At 66.7% G+C, this 15,638-nt stretch carries 11 protein-coding genes; 8 read left to right on the top strand and 3 right to left on the bottom strand.

Annotated features, from left to right (window positions below):
- Nucleotides 1-79 precede the first annotated feature (79 nt).
- The 3 genes from ileS to K3A84_RS13765 are packed head-to-tail and all read left to right on the top strand — an operon-like array spanning nucleotide 80 to nucleotide 3,866.
- Nucleotides 80-2,932, top strand: coding sequence for an isoleucine--tRNA ligase (gene ileS, locus K3A84_RS13755; protein ID WP_225009926.1), 2,853 nt, complete (start codon nucleotides 80-82; stop codon nucleotides 2,930-2,932).
- A 2-nt stretch (nucleotides 2,933-2,934) separates the two neighbouring features.
- A complete protein-coding gene (gene lspA / locus K3A84_RS13760; RefSeq protein WP_225010171.1) occupies nucleotides 2,935-3,447 on the top strand; it encodes a signal peptidase II in 513 nt (170 codons plus the stop codon).
- A complete protein-coding gene (locus tag K3A84_RS13765; protein WP_225009927.1) occupies nucleotides 3,447-3,866 on the top strand; it encodes a DUF3035 domain-containing protein in 420 nt (139 codons plus the stop codon). The genes lspA and K3A84_RS13765 overlap by 1 nt, the downstream gene beginning before the upstream one ends.
- Before the next feature lie 69 nt (nucleotides 3,867-3,935).
- Here K3A84_RS13765 and K3A84_RS13770 read toward each other — a convergent pair whose 3' ends face one another.
- A complete protein-coding gene (locus K3A84_RS13770; RefSeq protein WP_225009928.1) occupies nucleotides 3,936-5,255 on the bottom strand; it encodes a hemolysin family protein in 1,320 nt (439 codons plus the stop codon).
- 165 nt (nucleotides 5,256-5,420) lie between these two features.
- On the opposite strand from K3A84_RS13770, the gene K3A84_RS13775 reads away from it, so the two are divergent.
- Nucleotides 5,421-6,113, top strand: a complete 693-nt coding sequence (locus K3A84_RS13775) for an OmpA family protein (RefSeq protein WP_225009929.1) — start codon at nucleotides 5,421-5,423, stop codon at nucleotides 6,111-6,113.
- A gap of 77 nt (nucleotides 6,114-6,190) precedes the next feature.
- On the top strand, nucleotides 6,191-7,183 hold the full coding sequence (locus tag K3A84_RS13780; RefSeq protein ID WP_225009930.1) for an aldo/keto reductase: 993 nt from the start codon (nucleotides 6,191-6,193) through the stop codon (nucleotides 7,181-7,183).
- 21 nt (nucleotides 7,184-7,204) lie between these two features.
- Here the strand turns inward: K3A84_RS13780 and K3A84_RS13785 are convergent, their stop codons facing one another.
- A complete protein-coding gene (locus K3A84_RS13785; RefSeq protein ID WP_225010172.1) occupies nucleotides 7,205-7,987 on the bottom strand; it encodes a 3'(2'),5'-bisphosphate nucleotidase CysQ in 783 nt (260 codons plus the stop codon).
- 205 nt (nucleotides 7,988-8,192) lie between these two features.
- Here K3A84_RS13785 and K3A84_RS13790 point away from each other — a divergent pair, with 205 nt between their 5' ends.
- From K3A84_RS13790 to sucD, 3 genes are all read left to right on the top strand, one after another.
- Entirely contained in the window at nucleotides 8,193-11,825 is a 3,633-nt protein-coding gene (locus tag K3A84_RS13790) for a calcium-binding protein (protein WP_225009931.1), read from the top strand.
- A 236-nt stretch (nucleotides 11,826-12,061) separates the two neighbouring features.
- A complete protein-coding gene (gene sucC / locus K3A84_RS13795; RefSeq protein ID WP_225009932.1) occupies nucleotides 12,062-13,261 on the top strand; it encodes an ADP-forming succinate--CoA ligase subunit beta in 1,200 nt (399 codons plus the stop codon).
- A gap of 3 nt (nucleotides 13,262-13,264) precedes the next feature.
- Nucleotides 13,265-14,149, top strand: coding sequence for a succinate--CoA ligase subunit alpha (sucD, locus tag K3A84_RS13800; protein WP_225009933.1), 885 nt, complete (start codon nucleotides 13,265-13,267; stop codon nucleotides 14,147-14,149).
- Nucleotides 14,150-14,209: 60 nt separating this feature from the next.
- Here sucD and K3A84_RS13805 read toward each other — a convergent pair whose 3' ends face one another.
- Nucleotides 14,210-15,619: a helix-turn-helix domain-containing protein gene (locus tag K3A84_RS13805; RefSeq protein WP_225009934.1), complete on the bottom strand. Its 1,410-nt coding sequence runs from the start codon at nucleotides 15,617-15,619 to the stop codon at nucleotides 14,210-14,212.
- Between the last annotated feature and the right edge of the window lie 19 nt (nucleotides 15,620-15,638).

Below are 15,638 nucleotides of genomic sequence, written 5' to 3' on the forward strand. Positions count from 1 at the left end.
TGGGGGTCGGCTTTGCCGCGCGCTGCCCCGTGCGAACCAAATTGCGCTAGGCCGGTCGGGGCGCTAAGGCCCGGCGGTTATGACCGAACAGCGTGATTTCCGCCCGACCGTCTTCCTGCCGAAGACCGACTTCCCGATGAAGGCTGGCCTGCCCCAGAAGGAGCCGGGCATTCTGGCGCGCTGGCAGGAGGCCGACCTGTATCGCCGCTTGCGCGAAACGCGCGCCGGGGCGGAACAGTTCATTCTTCATGACGGCCCGCCTTATGCCAATGGCGACATGCACATCGGCCATGCGCTGAACCATATCCTGAAGGACATGGTCTGCCGCACGCAGTCGCTGCTGGGCAAGGATGCGCCTTACGTTCCGGGCTGGGACTGCCACGGCCTTCCCATCGAATGGAAGGTCGAGGAGGAATACCGCAAGAAGAAGAAGAACAAGGACGAGATTCCGCCCAAGGAGTTCCGCGCCGAATGCCGCGCCTATGCCCAGAAGTGGGTGGACACGCAGCGCGAGCAGCTCAAGCGCCTCGGCATCCTGGGTGACTGGGACAACCCCTACCTGACAATGGACTTCCAGGCCGAAGCGACCATCGTGGGCGAACTGCTGAAGTTCGCCGAGAGCGGCCAGCTCTATCGCGGGGCCAAGCCGGTGATGTGGTCGCCGGTGGAAAAGACGGCCCTCGCCGAAGCCGAAGTCGAATACGAGGACATCGTTTCGACGCAGGTGGACGTGGCGTTCGAGATCGTCGAATCGCAGGTTCCCGAGCTGGTCGGCGCTTATGCGGTGATCTGGACGACGACGCCGTGGACGATCCCGGTGAACCAGGCTTTGGCTTATGGGCCGGAGGTTGAGTATGTCGTTTCCGAGATTGACGGACGCCGCTTTGTCTATGCCCTACAGCTTGAACAGGCATTGCTGGCTCGTCTTGGCAGGGAATCCGTCGACAAAGGCTTCGGCCTTCTCAAAGCTAATGCACTCGCTGGCACCATCGCCCGCCACCCGATGCACGCACTCGGCGGGTTCTTCGCCAAGCCGCGTCCCCTCCTCGCGGGCGATTTCGTCACCACCGAGAGCGGCACCGGCCTTGTCCACATGGCGCCCGACCATGGCGAGGACGACTTCGCGCTGTGCAAGGCCAACGGGATCGAGCCGGTGTTCGCCGTGCTCGGCGATGGCAAGTATCGCGATGACTGGGGCTGGCTTGGCGGGCAGGGCAGCGTCATCAACCCCAAGTTCAACGCGCCCGACGGGCCGATCTGCGAAGCCTTGCGCGAAGCGGGCGGTCTGCTGGCGGCGAGCGCGGACTACAAGCATTCCTACCCGCATTCGTGGCGGTCGAAGGCCAAGGTGATCTACCGCTGCACGCCGCAGTGGTTCGTGCCGATGGATCGGCCGGTCCAGTTGCCGCACGCCAAGACGGCCTCGGAAAAGAGCTGGGAAAACGAGGGCGGCGCGCTGATCCACGATCACGCCACGCTGCGCGAAATCGCGGTCGGGGCCATCGCCCAGACGCGCTTCGTGCCCGAAAAGGGCCGCAACCGCATCGGCGCGATGGTCGAAGGACGGCCTGACTGGGTGCTGTCGCGCCAGCGCGCGTGGGGCGTGCCGATCACGCTGTTCGTGAACCGCAAGACCGGCCAGTACCTCGATGACCCCGCGGTCAACGCGCGCATCGTCGCGGGCATCCGCGCCGAGGGCGTCGATGCGTGGGACGACGAACGCGCGCAGGCGTACCTTGGCGAGCACTATCGGCTCGAGGATTACGAACGCGTCACCGACATTCTCGACGTGTGGTTCGATTCGGGTTCGACCCATGCCTTCGTGCTGGAGAGCGGGCGCTGGCCCGACCTGTTGCGCCCCGAAGGCTGGAGCGGCCCGCGCGCCGATCTCTACCTTGAAGGCAGCGACCAGCATCGCGGCTGGTTCCAGTCCTCGCTGCTCGAATCCTGCGCGACGCGGGGCCATGCGCCCTACAAGGCGGTGCTGACCCATGGCTTCACCATGGACCAGAAGGGCATGAAGATGTCCAAGTCGCTGGGCAACACGATCAGCCCGATCGACCTGATGCGCGATTATGGCGCGGACATCCTGCGGCTGTGGGCGCTCTCGGTCGATTTCACCGAGGACCACCGCATCGGCAAGGAGATCCTGCAGGGCGTTGCCGACCAGTATCGCAAGCTGCGCAACACCTTCCGCTACCTGCTGGGCGCGCTCGACGGGTTCGATGAGGCCGAGAAGGTGGCCGTGGCCGAGATGCCCGAGCTGGAACGCTACATGCTGGTCCTGCTCGAAAAGCTCGACGCGACGCTGAAGCAGGCTGTCGCGGACTTCGACTACAACACCTATGTCCGCGCGCTGAGCGAGTTCTGCAACGAGGACCTGTCGGCGTTCTTCTTCGATATCCGCAAGGACTGCCTCTATTGCGACGCGCCTTCGGACCCGAAGCGCCGCGCCTATCGCACCGTGCTCGACGTGCTGTTCCATGCGCTGGTGCGCTATGCCGCGCCGGTGCTGGTGTTCACCTCGGAAGAGGTGTGGCAGTCGCGCTTCCCCGGCAGCGACAGCGTCCACCTGCTGGTCTGGCCGCAGGTGCCGGTCTCGACCGTGGATGTCGATCGCTGGGCCGAACTGCGCAACCTGCGCATCGCGGTGAACGAGGCGATCGAGCCGCTGCGCCGCGAAAAGGTGCTGGGATCGGGCCTCGAAGCCATCGTGACCGTGCCGGAAAGCGCGCCGCAGGCCGACCTTGCGGAACTGTTCATCACCGGGACAGTTGCGCGCGGGCAGGGCGAGGACGTGACCGTGACGCGAACCGATGACCACAAGTGCGGCCGTTGCTGGCGCCATCTTCCCGAAGTGACGGAAGACGGGGCGCTGTGCGCGCGCTGCGAGGACGTGGTCGCCGCCATCGACGCGGGAGCCGCTGCGTGAAGCTGACCGGCCTGCGCCTGTTCGGCCTCGCCACGGCGCTGGTCGTGTTTGCGCTCGACCAGCTGGTCAAGTGGATCGTCGTCGGCCCGCTCGATCTCGTCCGCGTGGGCGCGATCGAGTTGCTGCCGATCTTCGATCTGCGCTACACCCAGAACTACGGCGTCTCGCTCGGCATGTTCACCGCCAATTCGGCGGAGATGCGCTTCGGCCTGGTCGCGGTGACCGCGCTGATCGCCACGGGCGTCGCGGTGTGGATGTGGCGCGAGAAGGTCCGGAGCGACGTCTTCGCGCTGGCGCTGGTGCTGGGCGGCGCGCTCGGCAACATCCGCGACCGCCTGATCGGCGGGTTCGTGATCGACTATGCCGACCTCCATATCGGCGAATGGCGTCCGTTCCTGATCTTCAACCTTGCCGATGCGGCGATCACCATCGGCGTTTTGATACTGCTTGCCCGCTCGCTGCTTTCGCGCGAAAAGCCCGCAGCGGGTGACCCTGTGCCCACGGAGACGAATTGATGCGTAAAGCCGCCGCCCTCTGCCTGCTCGCCCTGTCTGCGAGCGCGCTTTCCGCTTGTGGCGCGGGCGGTTCGCTGTTCAACCGCGCGCGTCCCGACGAATTCGCGGTGACGCGGCAGGCCCCGCTGGTGGTGCCGCCCGATTTCGCGCTGATGCCCCCCAACCCCGGCGCCCCGCGCCCGCAGGACGTGGACAGTTCCAAGCAGGCGCTCGACGCCCTGTTCGGCGGCCCGGCCCCGCGCAGCGCGGTGGAAACCGACACGCTGGGCAAGGCTGGCGCTTCGGCGGTGGGCATCCGCTCCACCGTGGGCGATCCGCAGACCCGCACCGTGGCCAAGGGCGCGACCGTGCAGTCGATCCTCGCCGCCCCCGAAGGCGACGGCGCATCGGCGCAAGCGAGCGTCCCCGGGAAGGGTTGAGCTTAAGGGCTGAGCGTTTCGCGCCAGTGCTGATGATGGAGGAAGCCCTGCATTTGCGGGGCTTTTTTCTTACCCGTCCGCGCCGGCTTCCTGCGGAATGTCGCGTTCGACCAGCAGCTTGTCGATCTTGCGCCCGTCCATGTCGACCACTTCGAAGCGCCAGCCCTGTTCGTGGAAGTGGTCGCCCTCGCCCGGCAGACGCTTGAGCACCGACAGGACGTAGCCTGCCGCCGTGGCGTAGTCGCGGTCTTCGGGCAGGTCGATGACGAGGCGATCGGCCATGGCGTCGGCGGGCAGCGCGCCCGACAGCAGCAACGAGCCGTCCTCGCGCTCGACCACCATCGGTTCGTCACCTTCGTCGCTGTGCGCCACGAAGTTCCCCGCGATGGCCGAAAGCAGGTCAGCCGGGGTGACGATGCCTTCGAGATGGCCGTATTCATCATGGACCAGCGCCATGGCCAGTTCGGCCTGCTGGATCACGCGCAACGCATCCATCGTATCGAGCTGGTCGGGCACGATCGCGGGCTTCTTCATCAGCGCGGGCAGATCGACCTTGCGACGGCGCAGCAGGACCGACAGCACATCGCGCACCTTGACCACGCCGACGATGGTATCGACCGAGCCATCGCCCACCAGCAGCAGCGAATGCGGGCTGTCCTCGATCGCTTCGCGCAGTTCGGCTTCGGGCGCGTCGGCGGCAATCCAGTGAAGCTGGGTGCGCGGGGTCATCACTTCGCGCACCGGGCGTTCGGCCAGCCGCATCACACTGGTCATCAGCGCGCGCTCGTCTTCCTCGATCACGCCCGAGCGCGTGGCCTCGGCAAAGATCATCTGGAGTTCTTCGGCGGTGACTTCCTGGTCGCTGCCCTTGGTCAGGCCGAGCAGGCGGATGATCAGGCCCGACGAGCGATCGAGCGCCCAGACGAACGGCGCGGTGACGCGCGCGACGATCGCCATCGGGCGCGAGGCGACGATGGCAATCGGCTCGGCCGCCTTGAGCGCGAGCTGCTTGGGCACGAGTTCGCCCACGACGAGGCTGAGGTAGGTGGTCACCGCGATCACCAGCACGAAGCCTGCATCGTCGGCATAGCGCGCCGGCACGCCCAGCGCGGCGAGGCGTTCGCCGGTAGGGCCGCCAAGGCTGGAGCCCGAATAGGCGCCTGCGATGATGCCGACCAACGTGATGCCGATCTGCACCGTCGAAAGAAACTTGCCCGGATCGGATGCAAGCGTCAGCGCCATTCTGGCACCCCCGTTGCCCGCATCGGCGGCGACCTTCAGCCGCGCCGGGCGTGCCGAGACGATCGCCAGTTCCGACATGGAAAACAGGCCGTTAAGGACGACGAGGCCCAAAATGACGAAGGCATCAGGCCAGGGAAACGGTGTCACGGCACGGGCGACTAGCAGATTTCCGGCGGTGCGCGAAGAGGCTCTTGGCACGCGGCGCTTATAACCATTCGGGAACTGTTCAGCCACGCGCGGCGTAATGCTGTAGTTCCACGCGCGCCACGATCACGATATCGCTGCGCGGGTCGCATTCGAAGGGGAAGAACAATGCATATTCGTCGGGTTTTCGTCTCGAGCCTCTGTGCCGTTTCACTGGTCAGCCTGTCGGCCTGCGTCACCGATCCCAACACGGGCGAGCGCAAGGTTTCGCGCACGGCCATCGGCGGTCTCGGCGGGGCGCTCGGCGGCGCGCTGCTGGGCGGGCTGATTGGCGGCAAGACCGGCCGCATCCTTGGTGCGGGCATCGGCGGCGTGGCCGGCGCGGCAGTCGGCTACAACATGGACAAGCAGATCAAGCAGCTGCGCGAGCAGACCGCCGGATCGGGCGTGGACGTGACGCCGACCGACAACGGCACCGCGATCCTCGTCAACCTGCCCAACGGCGTGACGTTCGATACCGACAGCACGGTGATCAAGCCGACCTTCCGCGACACGCTGGACCGCGTGGCGCAGTCGATGGTGCAGTACCCCAACTCGCTGATCGACGTGTACGGCCACACCGATTCGACCGGGTCGGAAACCTATAACCAGCAGCTGTCGGAACGCCGCGCGCAGGCCGTCGCATCCTACTTGTCCAGCCGTGGCGTTTCGTCGGCGCGCATCCGCAGCCAGGGCTTTGGCGAGACCCAGCCGGTGGCGTCGAACGCCACCGAGGAAGGCCGTTCGGCCAATCGCCGGGTCGAGATCAAGATCGTTCCGGTAACGCAGGACGATGTGGCCGCGGCGCGTTCGGGCCAGTAACAATCGGCCTTCATGCCAGCCGGGTTGACCTGAGCGTCGCCCGGCTGGCATCGGCACGGGCAAAGGAGATTTGCCCCGTGACCATTGCCCGCCGTCCCCTTGCAGGCCGTCTCACCAATCCCGTCGGCCTTGGCTGCATGTCGTTGAGCTGGGCCTATGGCGGCAGACCTGCGGACGCGGATGGGATCGCGCTGCTCCATCGCGCGATCGACCTGGGCTACGATCATTTCGACACCGCCCGTCTTTATGGGCTGGGCCACAACGAGACGCTGGTGGGCGAGGCGCTGAAAGGCCGCCGCGACAAGGTGTTCCTCGCGTCAAAGATGGGAATCTTCGCAAGTGGCGAAAAGCGCGGGATCGATTGTGCGCCAGCGACCATCCGCAGCGAGCTGGAAACGTCGCTCAAGCTGCTTCAGACGGACCACATCGATCTCTACTACATGCACAGGCGCGATTTTTCGGTGCCGATCGAGGATTCGGTCGGCGCAATGGCGCGGCTGATAGAGGAGGGCAAGATCGGGGCGATCGGCCTGTCCGAGATGTCCGCCGACACGCTGCGCAAGGCAAGCGCGGTGCATCCGATCGCGGCGATGCAGACCGAATATTCGCCCTGGACCCGGCAGGCCGAAATCGCCGTGCTGGAAGCCTGCCGCGAATCGGGAACGACGTTCGTCGCCTTTTCGCCGGTCGGACGCGGCGCGCTGACCGACGTGCTGCCCGAGCCGGACGGACTGGAGGAAAAGGACATCCGCCGCGCCATGCCGCGCTTCCAGGGCGAGAACTGGGCGCACAACCGCACGCTGTTGCGCGACTTCGCCGCGATTGCCGCGCGGGCCGGGGTGAGCGCGGCGCAGCTTTCGCTGGCCTGGGTGTTGTCACGCGGGGATCACGTCGTGGCGATTCCCGGCACGGCCAAGCTGGCGCATCTGGAAGAAAACATCGCGCGCTGGGACTGGGCGATTCCCGCCGAGGTGGCGGCGCAGGTCGATGCACTGATCAACCAGCAGACGGTGGCGGGGCACCGCTATGCGGCGGCGATGCAGGCGACGATCGATACCGAGGACTTCTGACGCCCGTTCCCGGGCCGCCCCCTATTCCTTGACCAGTCTGGCCGCACGTTCGGCCAGCCGGTCGACGGCGGCGGCATGGATCGCGGGCGAGGTGACGAGCAGGCCGAAGGCGCGCGGATCACGCTTGTTGTAATCGAGCGGCGCGCCGAAGGCATCGCTGACCGCCGCGCCTGCCTCGCGCGCGATCAGCGTGGCGGCGGCTATGTCCCATTCGAAGCCCCACCGCAGCGTGGCGAGCAGGTCCGCCTGGTTGGCGGCGACCATCGCGATGCGCAGCGCGATCGAGTTGGGCTTGTCCACCAGCACCAGATCCTGATCGACCTTGGCCAGCGCATCGGCGGGGACGCGCGCGCCCGGCAGGGTGGTGCGCGTGCTGGCACGCAGCGGCAGGCCGTTGCGGCTGGCCCCCTGCCCTGCCGTCGCGAACCAGAACTCGTCGCGCGCGGGCGCGCTCATCATGCCGATCAGCGGACGCCCGGCACTGACCAGCCCGACCGAGACGCACCAGCCGGGACGGCCCCGGATGAAATCGCGCGTGCCGTCAACCGGATCGACCAGCCAGCACAAGCCCCGCTCCAGCCGCTCGGGATGATCGACCGTCTCTTCCGACAGCCAGCCGGCCGATGGCAGCAACGCCCCCAGTTCGCGCTTGAGGAAAGCATCGACCGCAATGTCGGCCTCGCACACCGGGCTGCCCGGCGTCTTTTCCCAGACTTGCGGCGCGTGGCCATGGCCGGGCCAGTGCGACAGCGCCATCTGTCCCGCTTCGCGCACGATGTTTTCAAGGGCTGCGTAGTCGAGCATCCGGTCCAAGCGATGGGCCATGCCGCCGATTGGCGCAAGGGGGCGCGCTGCAGATACGAACAATGCGCCAAGGATCATGGTCAAGAGCGCGTGAACCATGCCCCGCGCGGTCATGCGGATTCCACGTATGAGGGACGTGCCCTAACTTTCGTTCCGGATTTGCAGTCGCCCGGCGCGGCTGCAGCAGCGACAGGAAGCACGCGCTATGACCGAGATTCTCCAGGACGGCACGTTCACGCGAACGCTGGGCGAAGTTTGGCGCGACTGGACCAGCGCGGGCGTGACCTTGGCCGATGCGCCGGGCTCGCTCACCGGCAACATGGCCACTCTGCCGGTGGGCGCGGACCTGTTCCAGCAATTCGGCAACCTTGCCAACGGCACCTACAAGCTGACGTTCATGGCCGCCAATCCGTCGGACAACGAGGCTCATCTGGTGTTCGCGGTGCAGCAGGCCGGCGGCACCTCGGTCAATACCGGGATGACGCTGGGTCTGGCCAAGGAAGTCGTGCTGCCCGCGCATAGCGATTTCGTGCCGGTGGAGCTGACCTTCACCATTGCCTCGCCCGGATATGCGGTGAACGAGTTCTATTTCTCGAACTCGTACAATTCTCCCGAATCCTCGATCGCCCACTCGGTCAATCCTGCGGGAACGCTGATCGAGGTGGCGCAGGTCTCACTGGCCAGCGTGCCCGCCGCGCAGAATGCCGTGCTCAACCTTCCGGCGGGCGAACAGTACCACTTCGAAGCGCTGATCGCGACCGCGGCCGACGGGTCGCGCGGCTGGCTGACGGGCCATGCGGACGCGAATGCACCCGGCGGCTGGTCCTATACCGTGGCGGGCGGCGATATCGCGGGCAAGGCGATCACCGCGGTCTATGCGCTCGAACACACCTCGGCCGTGATCGGCGCCACCTCGACGCTCGATGGCCGCACCACGCTGGTGCGCAGCGAGTTCGCCAGCGATGCGCTGGCGCCGGGGAAGATCACGGTGGCCGACTTCAGCGACGTGGCCGCATCAGCAGGCGTCACCGGCGCAACCCGGCTGGTCGACTACCTCGACCTCAAGGAAGTGAACCTGCCGGGCATTCCCGACTACAACGGGCTGGTCTACGGCAACGAAGGGCCGTTCGTGACCTACAACGGCGTCACCACGCTGTCGGGGTCGAACCGGCAGTTCTTCGTATCCGCGCATGACGGGGTGCTGCCCGACGGCTGGCTGGCCCACGAATCGATCGGCGTTCCGCCTGCCTACCACCAGATCGATCTCGGTTCGTGGACCTTCGACCGGCAGGTGCTGGCCAAGATCGACGTGGCGGGGGTGTTCTCGTGGAGCGCGCCGGCCCCGACCAACGCCGCGCCCGTAATCACGTCCGGGGATGGTCGCGATGCGGCGACGATTTCCATTGCCGAGAATCGATCGGCGATCACCACTTTGACAGCCAGCGATACCGATGCGGGATCGGTGCTGACCTGGTCGATCAGCGGCGGCGCGGATGCGGCGCTGTTCACGGTCGATGCGGCAAGCGGCGCGCTGCGGTTCGTATCAAGCCGCAACTTCGAGCGACCGGCGGACGATGGGGCCAACAACGTCTATGACGTGGTGATCAGCGTATCGGACGGGCAAGCGCGCGACAGCCAGGCGATTGCGGTCACCGTCAACAACGTCAACGAAGCGCCGACCGGCGGCGTCACGATCAGCGGCAGCGCCACCGTCGGCGGTACGCTGACCGCCGACAACACCGTGCGCGAGCCCGACGGCCCCGGACCGGGCAGCTACCAGTGGCTGCGCGACGGCGTGGCGATCGCAGGCGCCAGGACGACAAGCTATGTCGTGACGCAGGCCGACGTCGGCCACGCCATCGCGGCGGCGCTCGTCTATACCGACGGCGGCGGGTTTGCCGAACAGGTCACCAGCGATGCGCTGACCGCCACAGCGGCTCCGGCGCGCGATCCGGGCGTGACCATCACCGGCAGCGATCTCGTGACGGGCGAGGATGGCGACACGGCGTTGCTGTCGGTCGTGCTGAACAAGGCTCCGGTCGATCCCGTCACGCTGCGCTTCGCCGTCAGCGATGCGAGCGAGGGCACGCTTTCCGTCCAGTCGCTGACCTTCACCGCCAGCAACTGGAACATGGCGCAAAGCCTGACCGTCACCGGCGCGGATGATTTCCTGAACGACGGCACGCAGACCTACAGCCTGCAGACCACGGTCGACACCCGCGACCTGTCGTACCTGCGCGTAACCGTGGGCGACGTCGCGCTGTCGAACCTCGACGACGGACAGGACACGCCGCGCCAGCTCTATGGTGGCAACGACATCGACTATCTGGTCGGCGGCAACGGCGACGACCGGCTCTACGGCGCGGGCAACCTCGACGACTTGCGCGGCGGCATCGGCAATGATCGCCTCTATGGCCAGGAAGACAACGATCGCCTCTACGGCGGCGACGGCGCGGATCAGCTCTACGGCGGCTATGACGACGACGAGCTGCATGGCGATGCCGGGAACGACAAGCTGTACGGCGAACAGGGCGACGACCGGCTGGAGGGCGGCGCGGGCGCGGACGTACTCGACGGCGGCACCGGCGCCGATACGATGATCGGCGGGGCGGGCAACGACACCTACTATGTCGACGATACCGGCGACGTGATCGACGACCAGGGACTGCCGGGTGATATCGACACGGTCATGGTGGTCGCCACGATCCAGTACCTGCTGGCGCCCAACGTCGACAATGCTGCGCTCGGCAGGGACAGCGGCGATGCAGGCCTTGTCGGCAACGGCCTTGCCAACGATCTCGATGGCAACGATGGCGCGAACGCTCTCGATGGAGGTGCGGGCAACGACACGATCGACGGCGGCGCGGGCAGTGACGTGCTGGTCGGGGGCGCGGGAGACGATGTGATCGTCGGCGGTGCGGGTGTCGACACGACCGACTATGGCGATGCCACCGGCGCGATCGTGATCGACCTTTCCGCAGGCACGGCCAAGGGCGAGGGCGCGGACACGCTTTCGGGCGTGGAAAACGTGATCGTGGGTGGTGGCAACGATGTCGTCACCGGCTCGGCGGACGCCAACACGCTGGCAGGCGGCGCGGGCAACGATGCGCTTACCGGCGGCGGCGGCAACGACGTGCTGATCGGGGGCCTCGGCAACGATACGCTTTATGGGGGCGACGGCGACGACAGCGTCGATGCCGGGACCGGCAATGACCTGATCGTCGGCGGCGATGGCGCGGGCAACGACCGCTATGCCGGTGGCGCGGGCATCGACACCATCAAGTACACCAGCGCGAAGGCCGGGATCATCGTCGACCTGTCCGCGGCGAGCAACCAGGCGCGCTCCAAGGGATCGGTCGATGCCGCGGGTATCGGGGTCGACCAGCTTGCGGGCATCGAGAACGTGATCGCGGGCAACTATGGCGACACGGTGACCGGCAATGGCAGCGCCAATACCTTGCGCGGCATGGGCGGCAACGACGTGCTGACGGGCAAGGGTGGCGCAGACCGTTTCGTGTTCGAGACGACGCCCTCCGGTGCGACAAACCGCGACGTGATCACCGACTTCAGCCACGCGCAGGGCGATCGCATCGTGCTTTCCAAGGCGATCTTCGCCGCAGCAGGGGCGGTCGGCACCTTGGGCGAAACACAGTTCTGCGCCGCCGCGGGCGCCACGGCGGCGCGCGATGGAGACGATCGGATCGTCTACAACACCTCCACCGGCGCGCTCTACTATGATGCCGATGGCCTGGGCGGCGCAGGCGCCGTGCAGTTCGCCGTGGTGGGCCAATCCGTCCATCCCGCGCTGGTGGCGCAGGACTTCCTGATCGCGATCTAGCCCATTCGAGACCGTTCGACGCCGTTCGAAACGGCGGGCCGCGCCTGCTTCGCGCAGGGGCGGCCCCGGCGTGTTTGGCTCATTCGTATGCGCGATCCGGACCGCCCTGCCCCTCACCTTTGCCTTAGCTGGGTGATTAGGCCCCTTTTCAACGCCGGAACCGTGTGCTTTAGGCGGCGCGACTCATGGGCCCGCTCGCCCTTTCCTCCCACACTTTTCCAAGCGGGGAACTTCGCATGAACGTCCACGAATATCAGGCCAAGGAATTGCTCGCCAAGTTTGGCGTCGGCATTCCTGCCGGCATCGCCGCGCTGACGGTGGAAGAAGCGGTGGCTGCGGCAAAGCAGCTTCCGGGGCCGCTCTATGTGGTCAAGGCCCAGATCCACGCCGGTGGCCGTGGCAAGGGCAAGTTCAAGGAACTGCCTGCCGACGCCAAGGGCGGCGTGCGCCTCGCCAAGTCGGTCGAGGAAGTCGAGGCTTTCGCCAAGGAAATGCTCGGCAACACGCTCGTCACCGTGCAGACGGGTGAAGCGGGCAAGCAGGTCAACCGCCTGTACGTGACCGATGGCGTCGACATCGCCAAGGAATACTACCTCTCGATGGTCGTCGACCGCGCCACCGGCCGCGTCGCCATGATCGTGTCGACCGAAGGCGGCATGGACATCGAGGAAGTCGCGCACTCGACGCCTGAAAAGATCGCCACGATCACCATCGACCCGGCGCAGGGCTTCATGCCCCACCACGGCCGCGCCGTGGCCGCCGCGCTCAAGCTGTCGGGCGACCTTGCCAAGCAGGCTGGCACGATCGCCAAGCAGCTGTTCACCGCGTTCAACGCGCTGGACTGCGACATGCTCGAGATCAACCCGCTGGTGGAAACCAAGGACGGCAACCTGCTCGTCCTCGACACCAAGATGAGCTTCGATTCGAACGCCCTCTACCGTCACCCCGACGTCGTCGCCCTGCGCGACGAGACCGAGGAAGACCCGGCCGAGATCGAAGCGAGCAAGTACGACCTCGCCTACATCAAGCTCGACGGCAACATCGGCTGCATGGTGAACGGCGCAGGCCTTGCCATGGCGACGATGGACATCATCAAGCTGAACGGCGAATTCCCGGCCAACTTCCTCGACGTGGGCGGCGGCGCCACCACCGAGAAGGTGACGGCGGCGTTCAAGATCATTCTCCGCGACCCCGCGGTGAAGGGCATCCTCGTCAACATCTTCGGCGGCATCATGAAGTGCGACATCATCGCCGACGGCATCGTTGCCGCCGCGAAGGAAGTGAACCTGCAGGTTCCGCTCGTCGTGCGCCTCGAAGGCACGAACGTGCAGCAGGGCAAGGACATCCTTGCCAACTCGGGTCTCCCCATCGTTCCCGCCAACGACCTTGGCGATGCCGCGCAGAAGATCGTGGCCGCAGTCCGGAAGGTTGCCTGAACCATGTCGATTCTCATCAACAAGAACACCAAGGTCATCACCCAGGGGATGACCGGCAAGACCGGCGCGTTCCACACGCAGGCCGCGCTTGATTACGGCACGCAGATGGTTGCGGGCGTGACCCCCGGCAAGGGCGGCACCACCCACATCGGCCTGCCGCAGTACGACACCGTCGCCGAAGCCAAGGCCGTGACCGGCGCGACCGCTTCGTGCATCTACGTGCCGCCTCCGGGTGCCGCCGACGCGATCCTCGAAGCGATCGACGCGCAGATGGAACTGATCGTGTGCATCACCGAAGGCATCCCGGTGCTCGACATGGTGCGCGTGAAGCGTGCGCTTTCGGGCAGCAAGTCGCGCCTGATCGGCCCGAACTGCCCCGGCGTGCTGACCCCGGAAGAATGCAAGATCGGCATCATGCCCGGCAGCATCTTCAAGAAGGGCTCGGTTGGCGTCGTGTCGCGTTCGGGCACGCTGACCTATGAAGCGGTGTTCCAGACCTCGAACATCGGCCTTGGCCAGACCACCGCGGTCGGCATCGGCGGTGACCCGGTCAACGGCACCAACTTCATCGACGTGCTCGAACTGTTCCTCGCCGACGACGACACCAAGTCGATCATCATGATCGGCGAAATCGGTGGCGACGCCGAAGAGCAGGCCGCGCAGTTCCTGATCGACGAGGCCAAGAAGGGCCGCAAGAAGCCGATGGCCGGCTTCATCGCGGGCCGCTCGGCCCCTCCGGGCCGCCGCATGGGCCACGCCGGCGCGATCGTCTCGGGCGGCAAGGGCGATGCCGAAAGCAAGATCGCCGCGATGGAAGCCGCAGGCATCCGCGTCAGCCCCTCGCCGAGCCTGCTGGGCGAAACGCTGGCGGAAGTGCTGAAGGGCTGAGCCTTTCGCATCTTGCGACAAGAAAATGGGGCCGGAGGGGAAACCTTTCGGCCCTTTTTCTTATCCCTCCACCACCCGGTACGGCACGAGATCCCGCTGGCTGGGGTCGACGGCGATGCCGCGGTCGCTGGGGGGGAAGGCGCGCTGGTCGCAGGCGTCGCGGGGGCAGATGCGGCAGGAGATGCCGATGCGGGTGACGGCTTCCTCGCTTTTCAGGTTCAGGCCCTCGGCATAGACGAATTCGTCGGACAGCGCGGCTTCGCAGCCCAGCACCACGGCATAGCGGCGCGGCGGGCGGTAGAAGCTGCCCGATGGCTTCACCAGCCCCTTGGCGATCGAGACATAGCGGATGCCGTCGGGCATTTCGGCGAGCTGGACGTGGATGCGGTCGGGGATGGCCACCGCCTCGTGCACGATCCACAAGGGGCACGCGCCGCCGAAGCGGCCGAATTGCAGGCGCGTGGCCGAATGGCGCTTGGTGATGTTGCCCGCCATGTCGACGCGCGCGAAGAACACCGGGATGCCGCGCGCCTGCGGGCGTTGCAGCGTGGAGAGGCGGTGGCAGCACTGTTCGAAGCTGGTGTGGAACAGCTGGCGCAGGCGGTCGACATCGTGCCGCAACGTGCGCGCGGCGCTGCGGAAGCGTTCGTAGGGCATCAGCAGCGCGCCCGCCGCGTAGTTGCCCAGCCCGACGGTGAGCAGATGGCGCGCAGCGTCGGTGCGCAAGGGGGCTTCGGCAACAATCTCGGCAATCTGGGCGGACAGCGCGAGCGCGGCGACCTGGTAGGCGAGCTGGAAGCGCCCCGATTCGAGCGGCTGATTCGAATCGAGCTGGATATGGCGCGCCGCCGCGTCGAAGCGGCGCAAGGGGCCGCCGCCCTTCCATTCGATGGTGACACCCGCGCGGCGCAGCCAGTGCTGCATCGACCGGACGCGGGGGCTGGCCTCCTCGCCCGCGATTTCGTGCGCCAGCCGCTCGGCATCGCGGTCGATCCGGTCGACGTAGTTGTTGGCGAGGTGGAACCAGTCGCGCACTTCCTCCCACGGCAGGCGGCCGCCCGCGGCAAGGCTGGCGCCCATGGTCTCGTCCATCATCTCCAGCCGCTGGCGGCTGCGCGCATGCAGGCCGTGCAGTTCGACGAAGGCCTGCGCGAAGGCGGGGAACTGGCGCGCGAGCCGCTCGGCCTGATCGGTGGGCACGGCAGTGGACAGCTGCGGATCGGCCAGCGCGGTGCGCAAGCCTTCGGCGATCATGTCGGCATCGGCGGGGGCAAGATCGGCCCAGTCGATGGGAAAAGCCCCGGCCAGCGCATCGGCCAACGCCGGGGTCAGGTGGCGCTCGTCGTTCTCGAGCTGCGAGAGGTAGCTGGCGCTGATTCCCAGCGTGGCGGCCATTTCGGCCTGCCGCAGCCCCCGCCTTTGTCGCAGGGAGCGCAAGGGTTCGCCTGCAAAGATCCGCTTGTTCGCCATACTCCTACGCTAGTTTGCA

It is taken from the genome of Novosphingobium percolationis, from assembly GCF_020179425.1.
GTDB classification, from domain to species: Bacteria; Pseudomonadota; Alphaproteobacteria; order Sphingomonadales; family Sphingomonadaceae; genus Novosphingobium; species Novosphingobium percolationis.

Coding starts and splice junctions, on each gene's coding strand:
- ileS (WP_225009926.1), top strand. CDS start 80: ATGACCGAACAGCGTGATTTCCGCCCGACCGTCTTCCTGCCGAAGACC.
- K3A84_RS13765 (WP_225009927.1), top strand. CDS start 3,447: ATGCGTAAAGCCGCCGCCCTCTGCCTGCTCGCCCTGTCTGCGAGCGCG.
- K3A84_RS13775 (WP_225009929.1), top strand. CDS start 5,421: ATGCATATTCGTCGGGTTTTCGTCTCGAGCCTCTGTGCCGTTTCACTG.
- K3A84_RS13785 (WP_225010172.1), bottom strand. CDS start 7,987: ATGCTCGACTACGCAGCCCTTGAAAACATCGTGCGCGAAGCGGGACAG.
- K3A84_RS13790 (WP_225009931.1), top strand. CDS start 8,193: ATGACCGAGATTCTCCAGGACGGCACGTTCACGCGAACGCTGGGCGAA.
- sucC (WP_225009932.1), top strand. CDS start 12,062: ATGAACGTCCACGAATATCAGGCCAAGGAATTGCTCGCCAAGTTTGGC.
- sucD (WP_225009933.1), top strand. CDS start 13,265: ATGTCGATTCTCATCAACAAGAACACCAAGGTCATCACCCAGGGGATG.
- K3A84_RS13805 (WP_225009934.1), bottom strand. CDS start 15,619: ATGGCGAACAAGCGGATCTTTGCAGGCGAACCCTTGCGCTCCCTGCGA.